Below are 22,068 nucleotides of genomic sequence, written 5' to 3'. Positions count from 1 at the left end.
TTCTTCGCCCTTATTTAACCTGTCTGCCCTTCCATTGATATTTACCGAACATCCCTAACCATCCTGCTACCACTGTGTAAAGCAGATGCAAGGGTTGCATTACTAAAAACCAGCCCATCAGATTTCGCTGATTAAAAAATGCCGCCACCCGCCACATGAAAAGGAATTCTATCAGGTATTTAATCAATATCAAAATCAACCACTTCACCAGGACAACAGGGTGAAAAAGACCGGTAAAAAATAAAACGACCAGACTCAGGTTTAATAAATAAACAATCACGAGAACCAGTTTTATTTGATAGTCTTTATAGGTGCCGGCCTTACTGGCCCACCTGATTCTTTGATTGATAAAAGAACGCCAGTCGGGCATGGGCAGCGTATCCACAATGGCTGCTGTGGTGAATAAATATCCTGCACTTCCGGGCTGCAGGTCCTGCATTTTTTGCATCAAAAACATATCATCGCCGCTCGCCAGCTTATCAACGCCTTCAAATCCACCGACCTCCTTATAAAAGGCCTTCTCATACCCCAGATTGGCTCCATTACACATACTCATCACTCCGGCGCCCACTGCGGCGGCGGTGACGCCTTGCAGGCTCAAAAAATCCAGGCACTGAAACTTGCTGACAAAAGAGCCGGTATCCATAAACCTGACCGGAGCCGCGACAAAGCGCTTCCCTGTTTGTCTGATATAGCTATTATAATACGCCAGCCACTGATCAGGCAAAATACAGTCTGCATCCGTTGTCAGTATCCATTCTCCCTGCGCCTTTTCAATGGCGAGCGCCAGCGCTTTTTTCTTGTAAGAATTAATGGGACGACTATCCAGTACCTGTGCGAGTGCTATTATTTTTATCAGCGCCGGATGTTGGCTACGGAGCCTTTGTAAAATGGCGCCGGTTCCATCGGTGCTAAAATCATCTACGACAATAATTTCATATAAATCTTTGGCATAGGACCCATGCAGGATAGATTCAATACAATTTTGAATATTCTCCTGTTCATTTCTGGCTGGAATGATGACGGAGAACCGAATCCCGTCCCGGCTCCCCGCCTGAGGATGCGCATCAGGCTCCTGCTTAAGCTTTACCGGTTCCAGACGATTCCAAAATGTACGATAAACCATAATCAATAATCCATATATAATCAGGATACAGAGGGTAATATCTACTAAAAGCGTTGAAAAACTCATTTTTTAGGCAGATTAACAGGGTAACAATCCAGAAAAAGGCCGACTAATTTATCCAGATATTGAGGTCTTAATAACAGATGTCCCGCTTCCCATTTATAGATATGGAGATAAGTATTCTGGTACTTTCTGATAATCTCCGCATTATGCAGGGGAGTTACCTGATCCTTTTTACCAAATACCATCAAAACAGGTATCTTGCGGTTGGATAGCTGTCTTTGAAAGCGCTTAAGACCCGGATGTAACCGGGACATGGAAACCCACCTGGCATACAATAAAGTACTTTGTCGTTTTGAATTAACAAAACTACGTGCATAGGTATATATTGTCTTATTAATCAGCTTATTATGATACAGCCAGTTAACGGTAGGCATGGATTTCTTAGGATTTTTTAATAACCAGGCCATGAGAAAATGTCCTAACCTGGTACGGACCAATAGCTTATACAAAAAGGAGCTATATAATCCGTCCGCAGACAATAGAATCATTTTTTGAACCGGCTCCGGATTAAAGTTAAACAGCGAGATGCAGATTCTTGCCCCGAGGCTGAATCCCACTAACATATACGCCTTTGCTAATTGCTCCTGTTTCAAAATACCCTGTAAGATAGCATCCAGCTCCTCCACACGCATTTTATGCCTGCCCCATCTGGTTTGGCCATGGTAAGGCAGATCCAGGGCAATCAGGGTAAAGGAATCCCCTAACCGCGGTGCCAAAAGCTCAAACATCGTGGCGCTATTGCTATATCCATGCAGACAAAATGCCAGCTGGGGGCCGCTGCCATATCTATAATAGCAGATGCTGGCCTTTTCAAACTCAAATAAACGCTGCTGCACCATATCGACAAAAATACCACCATTGTACTAAAAATCAGGTTTTTAATCAACTTCATTCAGCTTAAAATAGTAGGTTTGTATATACAATAGCAATTTATGGAGCAAAAAAACCTTCCTTTTTACATGAAGATCAGCAGTGTATTACTGATGATTTGTCTTCTTCTCTGGCTTTTGTTTGTAGGAAAATCCATACTCGTTCCGCTTTTTATAGCGGCTATTCTTTGTATTTTTCTGATTAAACCCTGCAATTATCTGGAGCGCAAAGGCATGCATCATGCCATTGCGGCCATCCTTTGTATGCTGGCGGCCATTATCCTGATGGCAGGTATTATTTACTTCATATCAGAGCAGCTCATTGATTTTAAAGAAGATTTGCCCATACTGGAACAGCATTTCACAACAGCAGTAGGGAATCTGCAGGTCTATTTGCAAAATCATTTCCATATCAGTTCTATTAACTTACAACAGTCCGTCGAAAATCTCAGAACCAAAGTGCTGAACAGTGCGCCTGCACTGGTCGGTTCTACCGTATCCACGGTATCCACTGTCGTGGAATATACGGTACTGGTGCCTATCTATACTTTCCTGTTTCTCTTGTACCGTAACCTGATTGTACGTTTTTTAATTGCCTGTTTTAAAGAAACGCATAGCGAGGCGGTTGCGGCTGTCTTAGCTAAAACCAAATACGTTATCCGCAATTATATCTTTGGCCTACTCATAGAAATGCTCATTGTGGCCATCATGTTATTTATCGGCTTTATGATTGTGGGCGCTAAATATGCGCTGCTCATGTCTTTTGTAGTCGCACTACTGAATCTGATTCCCTATCTGGGCATTTTCACGGCTGCCATTCTTTGTCTGATTATCACAGCGACTTCAGGCAAGCTGGTCACCATTGTGGGCGTACTGATTGTTGTCTCCATTGTACATTTGATTGACAGCAATATTCTTCTACCTAAGGTGGTAGGCTCTAAAGTAAAAATAAATGCGCTGGTAACCATTGTGGGTGTTATTATCGGCAACCAGATCTGGGGTATTCCGGGCATGTTCCTGGCGGTCCCCATGATGGCCTTTTTAAAGGTATTTTTTGATGGAGTTGAGGATTTAAAACCCTGGGGTATATTACTGGGAGAAGACACCAGCAGACCCCATAAGCCACGAAGTCTGAAACTTAAAATCAAAAAGAAAATGCAGCAGAGCAGGCGGCAGGATGAGCAGCATCCATAATTTAATCCGTTCACTAACCGCTATATCTGCCCACTTTATTATTACTTTTTATTCAGATTTTAAAAATTATGACCGGTCAAGTTTATTTGATTCCCACCGTATTACAAGATGATCAAAAAGCCTTTGATGTACTGCCTGCCTATATTTTAACGGCCATAAAAAGCTGTGACGTATTTTTTGCAGAAAACATTAAAACAACCAGGCGCTATTTTAAAAAATGGTGGAAAGAAATGGTGATTGACGATTATCAGTGGTTTGCCATACATAAGCTGGAAGAACAGGTTCTTACCGACTTTAAAAACGCTTTACTAGCCGGAAAGAATATCGGCATTATCAGCGAAGCCGGCTGCCCGGGTGTAGCCGACCCTGGTCAATACCTGGTGGAGGAAGCGCAAAAATTGGAAGCCAGGGTACATCCGCTGGTCGGCCCTAATTCCATTTTACTGGCGCTGATGGCCAGTGGCATGAACGGGCAACTATTCCAGTTTAACGGTTATCTGCCTATTGATAAAATGGAAAGAAAAAAAGCGATTCAGCACCTGGAAGCAGACGCTAAAAAAAGAGGCTGTACACAGATATTCATAGAAACCCCTTACCGTAACATGCAGTTGGTGGAAGACATTATAAGTTCCTGCCATCCGGACACCAGGCTATGTGTGGCCGTGGATATCACCTCTGCGCAGGAGTCCATTATAAGCAGGAAGACCTCCTGGTGGAAAGCGCATTTCAAGGATCTGACACTCCACAAGCGCCCCGCCATCTTTTTGATACAGGCCGGGTAAATATTTGATGCGGCCGCACCAACATGCAATTAAAGACTGAATAAACAATGGAATTATATCCTTCTGTAACGGCACTGGATTTACCTTTTAAAAAGAAACTGCAGGAATCTTTAAAAATATGGGGATACTGCTTCCTGGGCTTTATCGTTTCAGCCATCATTATAAGCTTCACGGATCTTTTGATAAAAATGGCTTTTCATATCGACATAGCAAAGACGAATCAGATAACAACGGTATTCAGTTCCCCTATCCAAAAATTCCTTTTATTTCCGTTTCTTGTTCCATTTTTAGAAGAATGCATATTCAGACTTTGGCAGGACTATAAAGTAAGTCACCTAATCATGGCAGCTGGCCTCATTTTAACGCTGATTCTTTTCAGAATCACGGGCATCCATCTTTCTGCGTTTAAGTATATTTATGAAGGGATATTGGCGCTGTTGGCCCTTATCTTCATGGTTTCCACCAGAAAATCAACAACCCCTGCCTTGTCGGTCAGTTTAAAAAAAAAGGAAGATTTTTTACTATCTGGCAGCCATTATTTTTGGACTGGGGCACATTTTCAATTTCGCCCCCATCCATTATAACCTGATCTATTTTTATCCTGTTTTTGTTTTACCTCAGCTGATTATGGGTTTTGGATTTGGTTATGTCCGGATCAAATACGGCTTTTTCTTTGGTTTGTTATTGCATTGCATTACCAACACCCTGCCTTTACTATTCCATTTATTAATAGGCTCCATCTGAGCTGCGGTTTTATTTTCTTACCGGAAGCGCTCAGTGCTTTTGACCACCATTTTGACGGCAAACTGGTTGTAGCCATTGAAGGGCTAAAGACAAACAGGGCAGCCTCCAATATCCGGATAAAGCTGCCCCGTTTTACTCCATGGCGACGTTTCTAAAAGACCGCTACGCTGGATTACTTAGTTAAAGAAAGTGAGAAGGGTCTGTCTGCAGGCGCTATCCCTCTTTGCTCATTAGGCTGACTGCCCATTTTTACCTGTATCTGAGCACCGTTTAGCAGGTCCTGATGACTGATATAATTTTTTGTATACGGCTTGCCGTTCACCGTCATGCTTTCAATATACCGGTTGTCTCTACTATTTTGCGGCGCATTGATGGAAAAAGACTTCCCGTTTTCCAGTTGTACGGTCATCTTTTTAAACAAAGGGGCACCCAGGATATACTCAGCAGATGCCGGGCAGACCGGATAAAATCCCATGGCGGAAAATACATACCAGGCAGAGGTCTGGCCGTTATCCTCATCTCCGCAATATCCATCCGGGGTCGCCTTATATAGTCTATTGATGGCTTCTCTTACCCAATACTGCGCCTTCCACGGTGCGCCGGCATAACTATATAGGTAAATCATATGCTGGATGGGCTGATTCCCATGCGCATACTGCCCCATATTCATCACCTGCATTTCCCGCATTTCATGAATCATACCTCTGGCCTTATGGCCGGGTGCTGCAAAGAGCGGCGGAGCTGAGAAAACAGAATCCAGCTTTTGGATAAAATATTTTTTCCCGCCCATCAGATCCATCAATCCCTGTATATCCTGAAATACGGACCAGGTATAATGCCAGCTATTGCCCTCAATAAAATCCCGGCTCCAGCTATAGGGATCAAAATCCGCGACAAAAGAACCGTCTGCATTCTTCCCACGCATAAAATTGGTGGAAGGATCAAAAACATTTTTATAATTCAGGGCTCTTTTACGGTAAAGATCTGTCTCAGACTTTGGTTTTCCCAGCGCCTTGCCTAAGGCATATATCGCATAGTCATCGTAGGCATATTCAAGCGTGCGGGCAACGCTGTTACCTGTTTTGCTATCACTCGGGATATAACCGTATTGATCATAATCCTCAAAGCCGCTGCGTCCTGAAGCCTCTGGTCCCTTACTATGTGCACCGTGAACAATCGCCTCATATAATGTATTGATATCATATCCGCGAATACCTTTCAGGTAAGCACCGGCTACAACAGAAGCTGAATTCTGCCCAAGCATAATATTGGAATAACCAGGGCTGGACCATTCAGGTAACCATCCTCCTTCTTTATAATCATTGATCAAGCCTTGTTGCATTTCCTTATTAATGTCTGGGAATACCAGGCTTAAAAACGGATATAAAGCTCTGAAAGTATCCCAGAATCCGGTGCCTGCAAACATATATCCCGGCTTCACTTCTCCGTTATAAGGGCTCCAGTGAACGGGTTTACCCTGGGCATCTATTTCATAGAGTTTACACGGGAAAAACATCATCCGGTACAGGCAGGAATAAAATGTCCGGGTCTGATCCACAGAACCGCCTTCTGCTTTGATACGGCCTAATTTTTCATTCCAGATCTTCCGGCCTTCAGCGGCCAATTGATCAAAACTTTTGGTTCCTTGTTCTCTTTTCAGATTGAGCTCGGCCTGCGCCTCACTTATAAATGAGGAGGCGACTCTCGCATGTACCTTCTCTCCTTGTTTAGTACTAAAGCCTATGACAGCCAGAACATGGTTTGCCTGCAGCTCCTTTTTATCTGTCAAAGTGGTATCGTCATAAATCTGACTGTAACTAAAGGGCTTGTCCAGGTATATAACAAAATAATTTTTAAAGTTTTTAAGTTTACCCCTGGAATACCTGGAAGTATAACCGACAATTTTTTGTTGTTCGGGCAGCACTTTTATATAGGAGCCGCGATCAAACGCGTCGATGACAAGGGCAGCACTATCCTCATTTGGATAAGTAATCTGAAACTGCGCCGACCTTTCTGTCGGCGTCAATTCAGTCGTAACATTGGCATCCGCTAAAAAGACCTTATAATAATAGGGTTTTACGATCTCTGCTTTATGAGAGAACCAGCTGGCCCGTTTATTCTGATCTACTTTAATCCCCCCTGTGGTTGGCATAATGGAAAACTGTCCATAATCATTCATCCAGGGAGATGGCTGGTGCGTTTGTTTAAAGCCTCTTATTTTATCTGCCCCGTACGTATATTGCCATCCACTGCCCATTTCACCGGTTTGGGGTGTCCACATATTCATTCCCCAGGGCAAACCGATGGAAGGATAAGTATTCCCATTAGATAATTCAAATTTAGAGTCGGTTCCCATCAGTGGATTCACATAATCCACCGGATCCTGCAGATGCGTTACAAACTGTCCATTCACCGTGGTATGGATAAATCCGGCTGCTACCACGAGGGCGCCCATCCAGCGCCTTGTTTTCAAAAGTCTTGTTTTCATGCATTTGATTTTGATAATAAACACCTGGCATGGGCATCATTGAAAATGCACCAGGCTGCTGCCATGCCCCTAAAACCCGGCTAAGCAGTGCTGTGAATGTAGCTATTTTTGTTTTTTAGTCTGAAAATTGGAACACTAAATAACAATTCAGATAAAATTGGATAACAATTAAATAGTAGAGGAACGACTCCGCAATAGTTAGGCTTCCGTGAAAAAATAACGGGCAATTCTATAAAAGACAGGGATTAGTCGTTTTGCTTCAACATATTGGGATCCAATAACCTGTATCCTTCTTTGGGAATAATGAATGCCGCAGCAGGAACGGGTCCAAAATCAATTTTAGTGGCCGTAAAAGTAATTTTATACTTATGCATGACCTGGGCTTCATATTCTAAGATAAGGCCTGGAATCTGCTTAAACTCATATGGATTATCACCGACAGTTGTCTTAAGTTCCGGTGTATAATACATATTGATTTGTGTACCGTCTTTAAGGCTGGCAACCGCCTTAATACACCTATAGCCCAAGATCGTCTTGGTATCCTTGGCATTAAGCTGCACCTTCATATCCTTATACTTACGATATTGATTCTCCCACTGAGTCTGAGAGAGTACAGACATATAATCCTGATCGTTTAAATGATAGAGCACATAGGCCTTTTCGCCATTTTGATTATAGATGATGGACTGAGAAAAACCATTAAAAACCATGGTTGATTTTGACATGCCTCCCCTGATCAATAAGGTTTTAGAGGCAGAAGTAATTATATTAGAATCAAGGTGCTGATTATTTCCGGCGGCCAGCTCATAATTTAAGGTCAAATCGCCGACTGTTTTTTGCGCCACTGCAGCCTCGTGCCCCCCTACTATCAGGAGTGCTGCCACCAGTATGCGCAAGGTTTTCATTATGGGTCTGAATGCTGACATAGTTTTCACCAAAATATTGCAGGAAAAAAATTATTTATTAATCCCATTGCTGCTATTTCTGCCAGTGAAAATAAAACTTTATCTGCTTAATTGCAACAATTTTATTCCTTTGGAATGTTGTATATTGCTTAAAAATTGAGAAAACCCATGCCCACTCCTTCTAAAACAAAATATGAACAGCGTTATTTTGTGGACAGCAGTAAACCCGTCTGGAATTATTCTTTATTTACGGATGAAGATATCACCATGTTCCAGCAGGGCATACATTGTGGCATGCATGAATTACTGGGCAATCACCAAATCGAGGTCATGGGCTCCAGAGGTAGTTATTTTGCGGTCTGGGCGCCTAATGCCGCCAGCGTAGCCGTTGTTGGCGATTTTAACGCTTGGGACACCGACAGTCACCCACTGATTGTAAGACAGGATAGTTCAGGCATTTGGGAAGGTTTTATTCCGGGTGTCGGCATGGGTGAGCTTTATAAATACAGGATTATCACGCCTGAATCTGAAGTTTTGGATAAGGGGGATCCTTACGCCTGTTATTGGGAAAAACGTCCCCTGACAGCCACGATTACCTATCAGCCTGAATACCCCTGGACAGATAAAGAATGGATGCGTAAAAGAAAAAAAGTCAACCAGCTCAATGCACCGTTCTCCGTTTATGAAGTACATCTGGGGAGCTGGATGCGTCCCGATCCTCAAAATGAAGATAGCTATAACAGTTATCTGAATATGATTGATTTACTCGTGCCTTATGTCAAGGAAATGGGCTTTACCCATGTAGAACTGATGCCCGTTATGGAATTTCCTTATGACGGAAGCTGGGGCTATCAGGGGGTGGGGTATTTTGCCCCCACCAGCCGCTTTGGCACACCAGAGGACTTTATGAAATTAATAGATGCGTTCCATAATGAACAAATCGGCGTGATACTGGACTGGGTGCCCTCTCATTTTCCAAGAGATGCTCATGGCCTTTACCGCTTTGACGGATCGCATGTCTATGAATATGCAGATACCAGAAAAGGCTATCACCCCGACTGGAACTCCTATATTTTTAATTATTCAAGAGGTGAAGTCAGAAGCTTTTTACTGTCCAGCGCCCACTACTGGTGCGGCATCTATCATGCGGATGGTATCCGGGTGGACGCGGTAAGTTCCATCCTGCGTTTAGATTACAGTAGAGAGGAAGGACAGTGGGAGCCCAACGAATTTGGCGGAAACGGCAATACGGAAGCCATCTCATTTATCAAATTACTGAACGAGACCCTTTACCGAGACTTCCCTTCCATTCAGGTTATTGCCGAGGAGTCCACCGACTGGCCCGGCATCAGCCGGCCAACCTACCAGGGCGGCATGGGATTCGGCATGAAATGGATGATGGGCTGGATGCATGATACGATTAAATATTTTCAAAGGGAACCGGTGCATCGTCCTTATCATCAAAATGAATTCACCTTCTCCATGGCCTATTACTATAATGAGAACTTTATGTTACCATTAAGCCATGACGAAGTAGTGCATGGCAAAAGCCCGATGATCTATAAGATGCCGGGAGACGATTGGCAAAAATTTGCCAATCTGCGTTTATTATATACTTACATGTTCTGTCATCCGGGGGCTAAATTATTGTTTATGGGCAACGAAATAGCTTCCACCAAAGAATGGGATTATAAAAGCGAACTGCCCTGGTCATTACTGATGTGGCCCAGCCATCAGGGCATGAAAAAATGCATTGCTGATTTAAATATGCTGTACCGCATGGAGGCTGCATTATTTGAGAAGCAATTTGAACCGGCAGGATTTGAGTGGGTCAATCTGCATCATGAAGACCAAGCTGTTATCGTATTTAAAAGAAAAGGACTAAAATCCAAGGACGACCTGGTCATTATTTTAAATATGCGCCCCCAGGTACATTGGAATTGGGAACTGGAGTTATACGGGAAAACGAAATGGTCAGAAATTTTCAATTCCAATAAAGAGGCTTACTGGGGTACGGGAGATGTATTCAATACCGATATTATGATGGAGCCACTGGATAAAAAATCCAAGCATTACCGTTTAAAAGTACATCTGCCCGCGCTGGCGGCTATCGTATTAAAATAGCCTGAAGGCCGCTTTCGCTCCCGCTGCTCCCCTGATTTACTGTTCTGCTGGCTGTTGATGCACAAAATCAAAAACGGTACGGATAAATTCAGCGTTATTATCATAATACAACAAATGGCCGCCGTCAATTTTTTTCAGAGTCATTTGCGGGAACCTGAAAGACCGGTAGTGATTTTCGCCAATGGAATGATCTTTATTGCCGGTAATCACCAGCACCGGCACCCGGATTTTTTCTGATAAAGGAATATAGTTTTTCCAGTAGACAGGCATGTTAAATACAACTTTCGCAAACCCATAACTGCTGGGATTGCTTTGGTCAATTTTGTCCACCTCCTCTACATGCGCTTTGTTATCTGAAAGCATTTTATAATTCAATCCTTTTTCTCCAAGGGCCTGTTTGGCCCTTAGAAAAGTAGAGAAAAGCGCGCTGTCTGAATTATTCTCCGGTTTAAATGTCGTCCCCAGCAACCCGTTAATATAGGTCAATTGATTTTGTAGAGAATAAGAAAGATGTAAAGTCACATTAGCCAGGATTATGCCTGCCAGATGCTCCGGATACCGGGCTGCATAATTAACGGCCAGTATTCCCCCGAAGGAATGAGCCATCAGATATATTTTATCCACGCCGTAGTGCGTGCGGATCTGTTCAATATCACTGATCATTTTTTCCAGGCTATAATCATCCGCGGCGGCGTTTTGAGAACGTCCGCACCCTCTTTGATCATAGTAAACCATGGACAGCTCCTTTTCAAGCAGGGAACCTTTTAAATTTTCAAAAGACTTACTCCACGCGCCCGGACCTCCGTGGACAAATATACAGAGCGGGCCGTTGCCCGACTGCTTGACAAAAAGACCGGTACCGTCCTGCATCTTCAATAAAGACTGATCACTGCTTTGCGCTTTAAGCGATTGACAAACAATGACCACTAGTATTAATGCCAGCAATTTTTTCATATAGTTATTTTTTCACTGAATTTGTTGTCCAAAGTTAAAAGAATACCGCATAAAAGTTAAATTATTTCCGGGCATTGACAGAACCCCCAAAAAGAGGTAGCCGCCATTTTATAGAAAAAAGCGGGTAATTCCATAACAATTACCAAAAACAGCTAAATTTGTGATTAACAGTATACATCGGTATTATGCATGCAAAAAAAACGACCCCGGCCCTGCTCTTTATTTGTATTTTTTCCGCCCTGTTAATGAGCTGCGGCCACAAATATGCACATCCACATGTATTAATAGAAACCAAATTCGGGGATATTGAAGTAGAAATATACCCGGATCGTGCGCCACAAACCTGTAAAGCCTTCCTCTCCTATATCAAACAAGGACTGTATAATAATGCAAGTTTCTACCGGGTGCTCAATGCCGACAATCAGGCCTCAGATGCCCCCAAAGCGGAACTCATTCAAGGTGGTATCTGGCAGACGAACCCCGATAAATTACAAACCCTGAAGGGTATCGCCCATGAATCCACCAAAAGAACAGGCATTTTGCATAAAACAGGGACCATTTCCTTAGCCAGAGAAGAACCCGGCACCGCAAATGCTGAATTTTTTATTGTTATCGGCGATCAGCCCGGCTATGATTCAGGTGGTGTGAACAATCCGGACCATTTAGGTTACGCAGCCTTTGGCAGGGTTGTCCGGGGGATGGATGTCGTCATGCTATTATATAATAAACCTGAACGCGGTCAGTCCTTTGATCCTCCGATTCCCATTTATGACATTAAAGAACTCTAAGCGACCATTCATATATATCAAAAGCCTCCTTTGAAATCAATTCAAAGGAGGCTTTTGATATATAATCTAATCAGGTTGTTTTATTATTGCTGATTGGGAGATAATGCCAGGCCCAGTTCATCCAGCTGTTTCTGGTCTACACTGGCAGGCGCATCGATCATCACGTCACGCCCACTGTTGTTTTTAGGGAAGGCAATAAAATCTCGAATACTTTCACTACCACCCAGTAGCGCGCACAATCTGTCAAAACCAAAGGCCAGACCACCGTGTGGCGGCGCTCCATACTGGAAAGCACCCAGTAAAAATCCAAATTTCTCCTGCTGTTCCTTTTCATCCATTCCCAGAGCGGCAAACATTTTCTCCTGCAGCTCTCTTTGGAAGATTCTAATGGAACCTCCTCCTATTTCATTACCATTCAACACCATATCATAGGCGTTGGCCTTAATATTTGCATAAGGATGTTCCAGATATCTTTCCGGATCACTGATCGTCGGATCATTGGAAATCATATGTTCAATATCACTGGGTTTGGGTGAAGTGAACGGATGATGCCTGGCCACCCACCTATTTTCTTCCGATGCATATTCAAACAGCGGAAAGTCCAGGACCCAGAGTAATTTATATTCGTCTGATTTACGAAGCCCAAGGCGCTTACCCATTTCCAGTCGCAATTCGCTGATAGCTTTCCTTGTCCTTTCTTCCTTTCCGGCCAGTATTAATATCAAATCCCCTGGTTTCGCCCCGGTGGCTTCGGCAATTTTCTGGAGTCTGGTTGCATCATAAAATTTATCTACACTGCTTTTAAAGCTGCCATCTTCCTGACATTTGACGTATACCAGTCCCATCATGCCGATTTGAGGTCTTTTCACCCAGGCAGTCAATTCATCTATTTCCTTACGTGTATAGCTGTTGGCGCCCGGCACGGCCATGGCCACTACGGTTTCCGCTTCATTAAATACCTTAAAATCCACGTCTTCAAAAATACCGGTAACCGGCTCTTTTTCGGGGAAGGTATGTGCGGGGAATTTTAAATTGGCCAGTTCCATGCCAAAGCGGATATCTGGCTTATCGTTTCCGAAACGCCACATGGCCTCTTCCCAGCTGATACGGATGATCTCCTCCGTATACTCTTTACTCAAAACATCCTTAAACACCCTGCGAATCAGTCCTTCAAACATCTTTAGGACATCTTCCTGCTCCACAAAGGACATTTCACAGTCAATTTGTGTAAACTCGGGTTGCCGGTCGGCTCTTAAATCTTCATCTCTGAAACATTTGACAATCTGATAATAACGGTCATAACCGCTGATCATTAGTAATTGTTTAAATGTCTGGGGAGATTGGGGCAACGCATAAAACTCCCCTTCATTCATTCTGGAAGGCACGATAAAGTCCCTGGCACCCTCTGGCGTAGATTTAATCAAAAACGGCGTTTCAATATCCATAAAGGACTGTTCATGCAGATAATTTCTAACGGAACGACCTACCTGATACCGCAGTTGCAGATTTTTCTTGACGGCATTTCTTCTTAAATCCAGATACCGGTATTTCATGCGCAAGTCCTCTCCTCCATCCGTATCATCCTGGATGGTAAACGGAGGTACGGCAGATTTATTGAGAATCGTAAAGCTTTCGACCAGTATTTCAATTTCCCCGGTTGGCAGTTGGGGGTTTTTATTTGAACGCTCAGCCACCTTCCCTTTTACCTGTAATACAAATTCACGGCCCAATGGCTGTTGATCCAGCTGACCGTTTAAATTTTCTCCAAAAAGCAACTGAGTCAGCCCATAACGATCTCTTAAATCCACAAAAGTGATAGATCCGAATTTACGTATGGTTTGAACCCATCCAGACAGGGTAACTTCTTGTTGTACATTAGACAGTGTTAATTCACCGCAGGTATGTGAGCGATACATATAAAAAATGATTTCGTTTTTTGGATTGCGAAGATAAGGGTTATTGATGATTTTGGGTAAGAATTACCCCAGCTAAGGATGGCTGGCTACCGCTTTTCCAAGCAATTTCTGGAGTCCTGCGGCGGAAATATTTTTGGCGGCAATATGCCCGTCAGGACCCACCAGGATATTCTGGGGAATACGGTGAATCGCATAATCACGCACCACCGGACTATTCCAGGCCTTAGCGTCAAATACATTGAACCAGGTCGTTCCGTCTTGCTTTTTGGCATGGAGCCAGGCATTTTTATCCGTATCCACACTTACCGCCACAACTTCCAGGGGGCCCGGGGTAAACTGCTGATACACAGATATAAAAGAAGGCATCTCTGCTCTACAGGGGCCGCACCAGCTGGCCCAGAACAGTACCAAGAGGTATTTGCCTCTGTAGTTACTGCTGGAAATATTCACCCCTTTATCATCTGGCAGGCTAAAATCAATAAAAGGTTTGCCGACCTCATTATTCGCCCGCCCCTTCAGTTCCTGACTTAGATAGGTGGAATAAGCATTATCCGCTCCCGGTCCTTCCAGCAGCCCCGCCAGCGCGTTCAAGGTATCCTGATTGATTTCTATTTCTCTAAAACAGCTAATAAGCAACGCTTTGGCTGCCGTATCCTCCTTTCGGTGTGCCACGACAAATTGCCGCATCGCCGCCCTGTATGCCCCTAGTTCTTTCTGATAAGCAGCCAGGTTGGCGCTGCGCTCCATGGGGATCTGAGGTTTTTTGATGGCTTCCTGATAATGAGTAACGCTGTCTTCCAGACCGGCAAAATGCTGATTATACCAGGCAATCTCATCGGGCTCACTAAGTGCTGTCATCATATTTTGCGCCTGGGCTACTCCGCACAGCATGACAAAAAGGATAGCAAGGCCCCATTTTCTATCTAAGCGTAGACAAGTAAACCTGGTGAATAAAAGTTGCTGCATAACGTTGTAATTGAACGGAAAGAACAAGGCCATAAAAAAACTGTATTGTGGCAAATCAGGGCCACAGCCTCCAATTTTCCAAATACAGTTAATTCCGTTTTTTTAAATTTAAAGGCACACTATTTCGCTGCCTGGTCATGACGGTGACGAAGGACTTTCAATACATCTTCGAGACGGTAACCTTTTGCATTGAGTAAAATCAGATAATGGAAAAGTAAATCAGCACTTTCATTTAAGAATAGCTGCTCATCGTTATCTTTTGCCTCAATAACGACCTCCACTGCTTCCTCCCCTACTTTTTGTGCGATTTTATTAATCCCCTTTTTAAAAAGGCTGTTGACATAGGACTGCTCACCACCGGATGTTTTACGCTGTTCAATTATATTTTCAAGTTGCACCAAAAAGCTGCCACACTCATTTTTCTCATCCCAACAGGTATCAGCCCCGGTATGACATACCGGCCCCAAAGGTTCGGCTTTAATCAGTAAAGTATCATTATCACAATCTACTTTCATATCCTTTAACAGCAGATAGTTTTCACTTTGTTCTCCTTTTGTCCAAAGCCTGTTTTTGGTCCGGCTGAAAAAAGTCACTTTGCCCAGTTCCTTGGTCCTAGCCACCGCCTCCGCGTTCATAAACCCCAGCATAAGCACCTTACTGGTTTTGACATCCTGCACGATGGCAGGCACTAAACCGTCGGGATATTTTGCATAATTAATTTCCATGCTTTTAAAATTTTCTTTTTCGTACCTGTTATTTTGTTTCATCTGAATGGAGCTGCAAGCGCCTTGCCCTCCGATCTGATTACCTTCTTACATCAATACCAGCTGCCGCCAGCTCAGCTTTTAATGCGCCTATTTCTATTTCCCTGAAATGAAAAATACTGGCCGCCAGCGCCGCGTCTGCATGTGCATTTTTAAATACATCAATAAAATGCGCTACCGTACCGCCACCGCCGCTTGCAATAATCGGCACAGGAAGTGTCGTGGCTAATCTATTGGTTATATCCAGTGCAAATCCCTGCTTCGTTCCATCATTATTCATGGAGGTCAGCAGAATTTCTCCTGCCCCCAGTTCAACGCCCTTTCTGGCCCAGTCTTCACATAAAATATCGGTTTTCAACCGTCCGCCATTCAGATACACATACCAGTTGCCGTCGGCTTCCTTTTTAGTATCTATGGCCAGAACAACGCACTGACTGCCGAAAGCTTCTGCCAGTTCACTGATTAATTCCGGGCGTTTAAACGCAGCAGAATTAACCGAGGTCTTATCGGCTCCGTTATCGAGTAAAGCCTTACCGTCCTGTACAGAACTGATACCACCGCCAACCGTAAATGGAATATTGATATGCCGGGCTATTTTACTCACCAGTTCCCTTAATGTCTTTCTTTTTTCGACCGTGGCCGTAATATCTAAAAACACCAGTTCATCCGCTCCCTGATCCGCATAAAACTTACCCAGTTCAACAGGATCTCCTGCATCTCTCAGGCTCTCAAAATTAACCCCCTTTACGGTCCTGCCGTCCTTTATGTCCAGGCAGGGAATGATTCTTTTTGTTAACATAATTAATAGGAGCTCAAAATTACTGGCAATCTATGGGAAAGACAAAAAAAGAGCCATTTATAGCCTAAAAAACTACTTAAATCCTTACCGGCACAAACTACCGGTCGTTAACTAGGCCGTCAGCAAATAAGCTATTGCATTAAGCAGGTCCGGGTCTGTGGACATGCCTGGCATTCATTACCTCCCGCTATGACTGAGCTGTTTATATCTGAAAATAGCTGCGAACCTGTAATACGAACTGCGCCAGTACATTAAAATGAGAGAATAACTGACAAATCACGATTAAAAAGGCAATTCCATATAAGCCGCCGTACAGATGCGCCGAATGATTTATTCTGGAGCTGCCTCTTCTGTCCAGCCATGCGGTAATGGCCAGATAAATCACGCCGAAAATAAAAGAAGGAAGGGTAAAAAACGGAATAAATATAAGCCCGATCTCTGCGGTAGGCATCAGCAGGATACTGACAAAAACGATGGCAGATACCGCCCCTGATGCGCCCAGACTCTGATAGGCGTAATTATCTTTATTTTTTACATAAGTAGGTAACAAACAGACGAGTAAGGCCGTCACATATAATAACGCATAAAAAAATCGCCCCAGGCCATCCCCGAAAATGGACCTGAAAGCATCTTCCACCACAATGCCAAAAGTATAAAACGCATACATATTAAAGGCCAGATGCCCAAAATCAGCATGAATCAGCCCGCAACTAAAAAAACGGTACCACTGCCCGTTCTCGCTAATGGCAGGCGGATAAAAGATCAGTTTGCTCATTAAGGCCTCATTAGAAAAGGCCCTAAATGATACAATACAGGTGATAACTATAATGATAAGCGTTACACTCAGGTTTTCCATAAAATCGTCTTATTTCAATGTCACAGTTAATAATTTGAGATCCCCCGCTACATATGATGATATTTTTCTCCACGGATTATACTGCATGCCCGGTACACCTGTTCGGCTAAAATCAACCTGACCAGCATATGCGGAAAAACAAGCTTTGACAGACTCCAGACGGTATCCGCCCTTTGCCTGACCGTATCATCCACGCCAAAAGCGCCGCCAATTAAAAATACAATTCTTTTGGAACTGGCCGTAGCCTGATCTTCTATAAAGCCAGCCAGATCCGGTGAACTGAACATTTTACCCTTTTCATCCAGTAATACCAAATGATCCTGGGCTTGCAGTTGTCCTAAAATCAGCTGCCCTTCCTGCTTTTTTAAAGTAGACATATCCAGGGATGCCGCATTTTTCGGAGGAGCAATAATATGCCACGCTGCAGGGTAATATTTTTGAATCCGGTTGGTAAATTCTTCGATGGCTGCATGCAACTGCCTGTCATGTGATTTACCGACCGACCATAATGCTATTTTCATAAGCCTTTCGTTTTATGCGTATTGGACGCTTGTGCAACCGGACTTACGGCCTCCCCTTGAACAGCTGGCAGGATACTGGCAATAGTGTTCTTACCACCCTTGGTCGAAGCATCCAAAGCAGGCATTTTAAAAAATCGGGTAAATAGAAAATACATTCCCCAGCCGATCAAGGAACCCAGCAGCGCACCTGCGACGATATCTGTCGGATAATGCACACCCACATATAACTGCCCGTAACAAATCGTAGCCGCCCAGAAAAAAAACAGCCAGGTCCATTTTCCAAAATATTGCCTTAAGGTCAGAAAAAAGAAAACAGCCAGCGCAAAATGATTACTGGCATGGGAGGACGGGAAACTACCACTCTGGGGCCGGTGCCTGACTAAAAGGCGTTCCTTTAATCGCATGACCACATCATTGCAGGGTCTGACCCTGTCAAAAAACTCCTTTAAAAAATGACTGCTGATCTGATCCATCAGTGCTGCCGTGGCCAGTACAAATAAAAACCAGGGCAGCGCCTTTTTCCCAAAATTTATAAAAGCAAACAGCGCCAGAAATATATACAAAGGAATCCAGGTATTTTTATCCCGCCACCATGGCAAAACCGCGTCCAAAAATGGACTTGTCCAGACCGTATTTATTTTTAGAAATAGATATTTATCAAAATTTTCAAAGTAGGAAAATATCATTTAATAGCGTAGGTTTAAAAATTTACTACTTTTGGAGCCAAAAATCAGCTCATGAAGCGCATAAAAATACCAAGTTCTATCCAATGGTTATTGATAATTAGCATATTTTTTATAGTTCTAATGTCCGCTTTGCGCATCATTGAGATGAACGTGTTCCCCAAACCGGCATTGGATATTGACCATCCAATGGGCAGAGCTTTCTTCCTGGGTCTTCGTTATGACCTGAGGATTGTGTCGGTGGCGGCTTTGGTGGGCTTTTTACTTTCCTTGATCCCCGGACTGCATCCTTTTAAAACAAAGGCAGGAAAAAAGACGGCCTTTATATTCTGGGGCATTTTCTCTTTTCTTTTTGTCTTTTTCTATATAGCCGGTTTCGGTTATTTTGCTTATCTGGGCGCCAGTTTGAATGCAAGTGTCTTAGAATACCTGCAGGAAGACGCTTCCTTTGGGATGGTCATGGAAACTTATCCTGTTTTCTGGATTCTGCTCACGCTGATTGCAGGCACATATCTATTACATCTGTTCATACGCCGGAGCTACAGAGCTATAAAAAAAAGATGGGAAGCAAGTGGTAATCAAACCTTTAGCGTTGCAAAGAAGCCCAGGATTTCCGTTGGCATTGCTTATTTTTTACTCCTGGCATTTTTTATATTTGGCCGGCTGGGCCAGTATCCGCTCAGATGGAGTGATGCTTTTACCCTGGGCAGTGATTATGCCTCCAATATGGCGCTCAACCCCTTTCAGAGTTTTTTTAGCACCCTACAGCATTCCAATGTCTCTTATAATAAAGAGGCCGTTAAAAAAGCGTATCCGCAGCTAGTGGATTTTCTGGATATTAAGAACCCGGACGCAGAAAAATTAAATTACGAAAGAATCATAACACCGGACACCCCCAGTGTCCAGCCGCCCAATGTCGTAGTGGTGATCTGTGAATCATTCAGTTATGTCAAAAGTTCCATGTCCGGCAATACACTGAATCCGACCCCTTATTTTGATTCCCTGTCCAAGCAAGGATTGTTTTTCACCCATTGTTTCTCCCCTTCCGTCGGAACGGCCAGGGGCGTCTGGGCGGTGGTAACCGGACTACCGGACGTGGAACGCAATTCTACCTCCAGTCGTAATCCCGGGGCAGTCAACCAGCATACGATGATCAACGCCTTTAAAAACTACGACAAAAGCTATTATATCGGCGGCAGTTTAAGCTGGGCTAATATCCGGGGACTGCTTGAAAACAATATCCCAGGGTTAAAGACGATCGAACAACCCGATTATGATGCGCCCAAAATCAATGTCTGGGGTGTTTCAGACAAACATATCTTTGAAAGAGCCAATCAGGATTTTGCGCAAAAGAAAGGACCTTTCTTTGCTATCATCCAAACAGCTGATAATCATCGTCCTTACACCATACCAGAGGATGACAAAGACAGTTTCAAACTGGTGAATATCCCTGAAAAGGAAGTATTAGCCAATGGTTATACCAGCCTGGCCGAGCTGAATGCCTTCCGTTATACCGATTACTGTTACCGGCATTTTATAGAAGCCGCCAAAAAAGAGGCCTATTTTAAAAACACCATTTTTGTCTTTGTGGGTGATCACGGAACGAAAGGAGATGCCAGTAAGTACTATCCGGACGCCTGGAATAACGGTTCTTTAGTGAATATGCATATTCCGTTACTATTTTATGCGCCCGGTCTGATTCAACCCGAACAGATCAACAGCTATGCATCTCAGGTGGATTTACTACCCACCGTATTGGGTCTGGCAAAATTACCCTATAAAAACACGACGATGGGAAGAGATCTGATGAGTCCGCATATGCGGGAAAACCCGGATCATAACGGCGTATTTATCTATGATCCCAGCAATATTACCATCGGTTTAATTCAGGATTCCTTATATTATTTTTACGATGTGGACCGCCAGCAAAAGCCCAAGGTATTTAATATGTTTAACAACAACCCGGTTAAACTGACTGATTCCATCAAAAATCATTATGAATCCCTCATTAATGCCTTGTATCAGACAGATAAATACATGATTTTAAATAACAAAGTACATTAACCCGGCAGCGCTCACTTTTAGAGTACAGCCAACAATAAAGCCCCTGCATATAGGGGCTTTATTGTTGTGGAAATATCCATCGCAATGACTCAAAAAGGGTTGTTCACCCGAACCACGGCTATTTTTTTCTAAAGAAAATTCTAACCGGCACCCCTTTAAAGTTAAAATGGCTGCGTAATTGATTTTCCAGATAATTTTTATAAGGCGTCTTGATATCATCCGGGAAATTAGCAAAGAAAGCAAAGGACGGAACATGCGTGGGCAACTGCATGACATATTTAATCTTAATGGAATTGCCCCTCACTACAGGTGCATGGTAGGCCTCAATAGCCTTTAGCATCACTTCATTCAGCTTGCTGGTAGCGATTCTTTGTTTTTTATTCTCACAGACCTCCAGTGCGATTTCAATTGCCTTAAAGATTCTGGTTTTTTCCTTCGCGGAGATAAATATAATGGGGATATCATTAAAAGGCGCTATTCTTTTCTTGAGTTCATGCTCATAATCTCTGGCGGTATTGGTAGCTTTATCTTCAATCAAATCCCATTTATTGACCAGTAACACAATCCCTTTGCCTTTTCTGGCTGCCAGTGAAAAGATATTAATATCCTGGGCCGTAATTCCTTTTTCGGCGTCCAATACCAAAAGACAGGTATCTGCCTCATCCATGGCCTTGATGGCCCGGATTACGGAATAGAATTCCAAATCATCTTTTTCTTTATTCTTCTTTCTGATGCCTGCCGTATCAATCAGCATGAATTCTTTTTGAAAAAGATTATAATGGGTATGGATGGTATCACGGGTCGTACCGGCAATATCACTGACTATCGTACGCTCCTGCCCGGTTAATGCATTTAATAAAGAAGACTTACCTACATTGGGCTGGCCAATAATGGCAATTTTGGGTAAATCTGTTTTTTCAACAGCGATCTCTGCCTCAGCAGGCATCAGAGCTGTTACAGCATCCAGCAGTTCCCCTGTTCCGCTTCCGCTCATGGAGCTGATAAAAAACACCTGTTCAAAACCAAGAATATAAAATTCAGTCGCCTCTAAATACCGGTTATTATTGTCTACTTTATTTACAGCTACTAAAACAGGTTTGGTGGCCCTGCGCAGGATATTGGCCAGAGAGTCATCCAAATCGGTAATACCGGTGGCCGCATCGGTCATAAAAATAATTACATCCGCCTCATCAATGGCTGTTTTAACCTGTTTACAGATCTCTATTTCAAAGACATCCTCCGAGCCGTGGACAAACCCACCAGTATCAATCACATTAAAGGAACGGCCATTCCATTCAGTGACGCCGTATTGACGATCCCTGGTTACGCCGCTGACATCATCCACGATGGCCTTTCTTTCTTCCAACAGGCGATTAAAAAAGGTGCTCTTCCCCACATTTGGTCGCCCGACTATAGCTACTGTATAACTCATAAAATATTTTTTGGATGGATGGATCAGGGC

21 protein-coding genes are annotated in these 22,068 nt (G+C 43.5%); 8 read left to right on the top strand and 13 right to left on the bottom strand.

Going from position 1 to position 22,068, the window contains the following annotated elements; translation table 11 throughout:
- Positions 1-10 precede the first annotated feature (10 nt).
- Positions 11-1,192, bottom strand: a complete 1,182-nt coding sequence (locus BLU80_RS03410; protein WP_091393412.1) for a glycosyltransferase — start codon at positions 1,190-1,192, stop codon at positions 11-13.
- A complete protein-coding gene (locus BLU80_RS03405; RefSeq protein WP_091393409.1) occupies positions 1,189-2,028 on the bottom strand; it encodes an alpha/beta fold hydrolase in 840 nt (279 codons plus the stop codon). The genes BLU80_RS03410 and BLU80_RS03405 overlap by 4 nt, the downstream gene beginning before the upstream one ends.
- A gap of 93 nt (positions 2,029-2,121) precedes the next feature.
- On the opposite strand from BLU80_RS03405, the gene BLU80_RS03400 reads away from it, so the two are divergent.
- From BLU80_RS03400 to BLU80_RS19370, 5 genes are all read left to right on the top strand, one after another.
- A complete protein-coding gene (locus BLU80_RS03400) occupies positions 2,122-3,252 on the top strand; it encodes an AI-2E family transporter (protein ID WP_091393406.1) in 1,131 nt (376 codons plus the stop codon).
- A gap of 68 nt (positions 3,253-3,320) precedes the next feature.
- Positions 3,321-4,034 carry an SAM-dependent methyltransferase gene (locus tag BLU80_RS03395; RefSeq protein ID WP_091393402.1) on the top strand — a complete coding sequence of 238 codons (714 nt, stop codon included), beginning with the start codon at positions 3,321-3,323 and terminating at the stop codon, positions 4,032-4,034.
- A gap of 47 nt (positions 4,035-4,081) precedes the next feature.
- Positions 4,082-4,618: a hypothetical protein gene (locus BLU80_RS03390; RefSeq protein ID WP_091393398.1), complete on the top strand. Its 537-nt coding sequence runs from the start codon at positions 4,082-4,084 to the stop codon at positions 4,616-4,618.
- Positions 4,548-4,778: a CPBP family glutamic-type intramembrane protease gene (locus BLU80_RS20055; protein WP_091393394.1), complete on the top strand. Its 231-nt coding sequence runs from the start codon at positions 4,548-4,550 to the stop codon at positions 4,776-4,778. Before BLU80_RS03390 ends, BLU80_RS20055 begins: the two co-directional genes overlap by 71 nt.
- On the top strand, positions 4,724-4,933 hold the full coding sequence (locus BLU80_RS19370) for a hypothetical protein (RefSeq protein WP_139188073.1): 210 nt from the start codon (positions 4,724-4,726) through the stop codon (positions 4,931-4,933). Before BLU80_RS20055 ends, BLU80_RS19370 begins: the two co-directional genes overlap by 55 nt.
- 17 nt (positions 4,934-4,950) lie before the next feature.
- On the opposite strand, the gene BLU80_RS03380 is transcribed toward BLU80_RS19370, so the two are convergent.
- Together BLU80_RS03380 and BLU80_RS03375 are read right to left on the bottom strand one after the other, a co-directional pair.
- A complete protein-coding gene (locus BLU80_RS03380; RefSeq protein WP_091393390.1) occupies positions 4,951-7,266 on the bottom strand; it encodes a GH92 family glycosyl hydrolase in 2,316 nt (771 codons plus the stop codon).
- 245 nt (positions 7,267-7,511) lie between these two features.
- The gene (locus BLU80_RS03375) at positions 7,512-8,192 is read right to left on the bottom strand and encodes a GLPGLI family protein (protein ID WP_139188072.1); all 681 of its coding nucleotides are present in this window, start codon (positions 8,190-8,192) and stop codon (positions 7,512-7,514) included.
- A gap of 135 nt (positions 8,193-8,327) precedes the next feature.
- Here BLU80_RS03375 and glgB point away from each other — a divergent pair, with 135 nt between their 5' ends.
- Positions 8,328-10,295 (top strand): 1,4-alpha-glucan branching protein GlgB, encoded by a 1,968-nt coding sequence (gene glgB, locus BLU80_RS03370; RefSeq protein WP_244518703.1) that lies wholly within the window; start codon positions 8,328-8,330, stop codon positions 10,293-10,295.
- Positions 10,296-10,331: 36 nt separating this feature from the next.
- Here glgB and BLU80_RS03365 read toward each other — a convergent pair whose 3' ends face one another.
- Positions 10,332-11,249: an alpha/beta fold hydrolase gene (locus BLU80_RS03365; RefSeq protein ID WP_091393381.1), complete on the bottom strand. Its 918-nt coding sequence runs from the start codon at positions 11,247-11,249 to the stop codon at positions 10,332-10,334.
- Positions 11,250-11,434: 185 nt separating this feature from the next.
- Between BLU80_RS03365 and BLU80_RS03360 the strand changes: the two genes are divergently transcribed.
- Positions 11,435-12,037 carry a peptidylprolyl isomerase gene (locus tag BLU80_RS03360; protein ID WP_091393377.1) on the top strand — a complete coding sequence of 201 codons (603 nt, stop codon included), beginning with the start codon at positions 11,435-11,437 and terminating at the stop codon, positions 12,035-12,037.
- A gap of 83 nt (positions 12,038-12,120) precedes the next feature.
- Here BLU80_RS03360 and aspS read toward each other — a convergent pair whose 3' ends face one another.
- The 7 genes from aspS to BLU80_RS03325 all read right to left on the bottom strand — a co-directional run bounded on the left by aspS (position 12,121) and on the right by BLU80_RS03325 (position 18,545).
- A complete protein-coding gene (gene aspS, locus BLU80_RS03355) occupies positions 12,121-13,953 on the bottom strand; it encodes an aspartate--tRNA ligase (RefSeq protein ID WP_091393374.1) in 1,833 nt (610 codons plus the stop codon).
- Positions 13,954-14,025: 72 nt separating this feature from the next.
- A complete protein-coding gene (locus tag BLU80_RS03350) occupies positions 14,026-14,919 on the bottom strand; it encodes a TlpA family protein disulfide reductase (protein WP_170831127.1) in 894 nt (297 codons plus the stop codon).
- Positions 14,920-15,038: 119 nt separating this feature from the next.
- Positions 15,039-15,644, bottom strand: a complete 606-nt coding sequence (hisIE, locus tag BLU80_RS03345; protein WP_091393367.1) for a bifunctional phosphoribosyl-AMP cyclohydrolase/phosphoribosyl-ATP diphosphatase HisIE — start codon at positions 15,642-15,644, stop codon at positions 15,039-15,041.
- Positions 15,645-15,723: 79 nt separating this feature from the next.
- Positions 15,724-16,482, bottom strand: a complete 759-nt coding sequence (gene hisF / locus BLU80_RS03340) for an imidazole glycerol phosphate synthase subunit HisF (protein WP_091393363.1) — start codon at positions 16,480-16,482, stop codon at positions 15,724-15,726.
- A gap of 202 nt (positions 16,483-16,684) precedes the next feature.
- On the bottom strand, positions 16,685-17,257 hold the full coding sequence (locus BLU80_RS03335) for a rhomboid family intramembrane serine protease (RefSeq protein ID WP_244518701.1): 573 nt from the start codon (positions 17,255-17,257) through the stop codon (positions 16,685-16,687).
- A gap of 128 nt (positions 17,258-17,385) precedes the next feature.
- Entirely contained in the window at positions 17,386-17,859 is a 474-nt protein-coding gene (locus BLU80_RS03330; protein ID WP_091393360.1) for a 23S rRNA (pseudouridine(1915)-N(3))-methyltransferase RlmH, read from the bottom strand.
- Positions 17,856-18,545, bottom strand: a complete 690-nt coding sequence (locus tag BLU80_RS03325) for a phosphatase PAP2 family protein (RefSeq protein WP_091393357.1) — start codon at positions 18,543-18,545, stop codon at positions 17,856-17,858. Before BLU80_RS03325 ends, BLU80_RS03330 begins: the two co-directional genes overlap by 4 nt.
- Before the next feature lie 51 nt (positions 18,546-18,596).
- On the opposite strand from BLU80_RS03325, the gene BLU80_RS03320 reads away from it, so the two are divergent.
- Entirely contained in the window at positions 18,597-20,606 is a 2,010-nt protein-coding gene (locus tag BLU80_RS03320) for an LTA synthase family protein (RefSeq protein WP_091393354.1), read from the top strand.
- Between the two features lie 118 nt (positions 20,607-20,724).
- On the opposite strand, the gene der is transcribed toward BLU80_RS03320, so the two are convergent.
- On the bottom strand, positions 20,725-22,038 hold the full coding sequence (der, locus tag BLU80_RS03315) for a ribosome biogenesis GTPase Der (RefSeq protein WP_091393351.1): 1,314 nt from the start codon (positions 22,036-22,038) through the stop codon (positions 20,725-20,727).
- Positions 22,039-22,068 lie beyond the last annotated feature (30 nt).

The sequence above is a fragment of the Arachidicoccus rhizosphaerae genome, from assembly GCF_900107765.1.
GTDB lineage: Bacteria > Bacteroidota > Bacteroidia > Chitinophagales > Chitinophagaceae > Arachidicoccus > Arachidicoccus rhizosphaerae.
Note: the sequence above shows the minus strand (reverse complement) of the source record. Positions and strands in the feature narration are given on the sequence as shown.

Bases quoted from the DNA above. Each gene is read 5' to 3' on its own strand.
- BLU80_RS03330 (WP_091393360.1), bottom strand. From the start codon at position 17,859: ATGAAAATAGCATTATGGTCGGTCGGTAAATCACATGACAGGCAGTTG.
- BLU80_RS03350 (WP_170831127.1), bottom strand. From the start codon at position 14,919: ATGCAGCAACTTTTATTCACCAGGTTTACTTGTCTACGCTTAGATAGA.
- BLU80_RS03375 (WP_139188072.1), bottom strand. From the start codon at position 8,192: ATGTCAGCATTCAGACCCATAATGAAAACCTTGCGCATACTGGTGGCA.
- BLU80_RS03390 (WP_091393398.1), top strand. From the start codon at position 4,082: ATGGAATTATATCCTTCTGTAACGGCACTGGATTTACCTTTTAAAAAG.
- hisIE (WP_091393367.1), bottom strand. From the start codon at position 15,644: ATGGAAATTAATTATGCAAAATATCCCGACGGTTTAGTGCCTGCCATC.
- BLU80_RS03325 (WP_091393357.1), bottom strand. From the start codon at position 18,545: ATGATATTTTCCTACTTTGAAAATTTTGATAAATATCTATTTCTAAAA.
- BLU80_RS03410 (WP_091393412.1), bottom strand. From the start codon at position 1,192: ATGAGTTTTTCAACGCTTTTAGTAGATATTACCCTCTGTATCCTGATT.
- BLU80_RS03395 (WP_091393402.1), top strand. From the start codon at position 3,321: ATGACCGGTCAAGTTTATTTGATTCCCACCGTATTACAAGATGATCAA.
- aspS (WP_091393374.1), bottom strand. From the start codon at position 13,953: ATGTATCGCTCACATACCTGCGGTGAATTAACACTGTCTAATGTACAA.
- BLU80_RS03405 (WP_091393409.1), bottom strand. From the start codon at position 2,028: ATGGTGCAGCAGCGTTTATTTGAGTTTGAAAAGGCCAGCATCTGCTAT.
- BLU80_RS03380 (WP_091393390.1), bottom strand. From the start codon at position 7,266: ATGAAAACAAGACTTTTGAAAACAAGGCGCTGGATGGGCGCCCTCGTG.
- BLU80_RS03400 (WP_091393406.1), top strand. From the start codon at position 2,122: ATGGAGCAAAAAAACCTTCCTTTTTACATGAAGATCAGCAGTGTATTA.
- BLU80_RS03360 (WP_091393377.1), top strand. From the start codon at position 11,435: ATGCATGCAAAAAAAACGACCCCGGCCCTGCTCTTTATTTGTATTTTT.
- hisF (WP_091393363.1), bottom strand. From the start codon at position 16,482: ATGTTAACAAAAAGAATCATTCCCTGCCTGGACATAAAGGACGGCAGG.
- BLU80_RS03365 (WP_091393381.1), bottom strand. From the start codon at position 11,249: ATGAAAAAATTGCTGGCATTAATACTAGTGGTCATTGTTTGTCAATCG.
- BLU80_RS03320 (WP_091393354.1), top strand. From the start codon at position 18,597: ATGAAGCGCATAAAAATACCAAGTTCTATCCAATGGTTATTGATAATT.
- BLU80_RS03335 (WP_244518701.1), bottom strand. From the start codon at position 17,257: ATGAGCAAACTGATCTTTTATCCGCCTGCCATTAGCGAGAACGGGCAG.
- der (WP_091393351.1), bottom strand. From the start codon at position 22,038: ATGAGTTATACAGTAGCTATAGTCGGGCGACCAAATGTGGGGAAGAGC.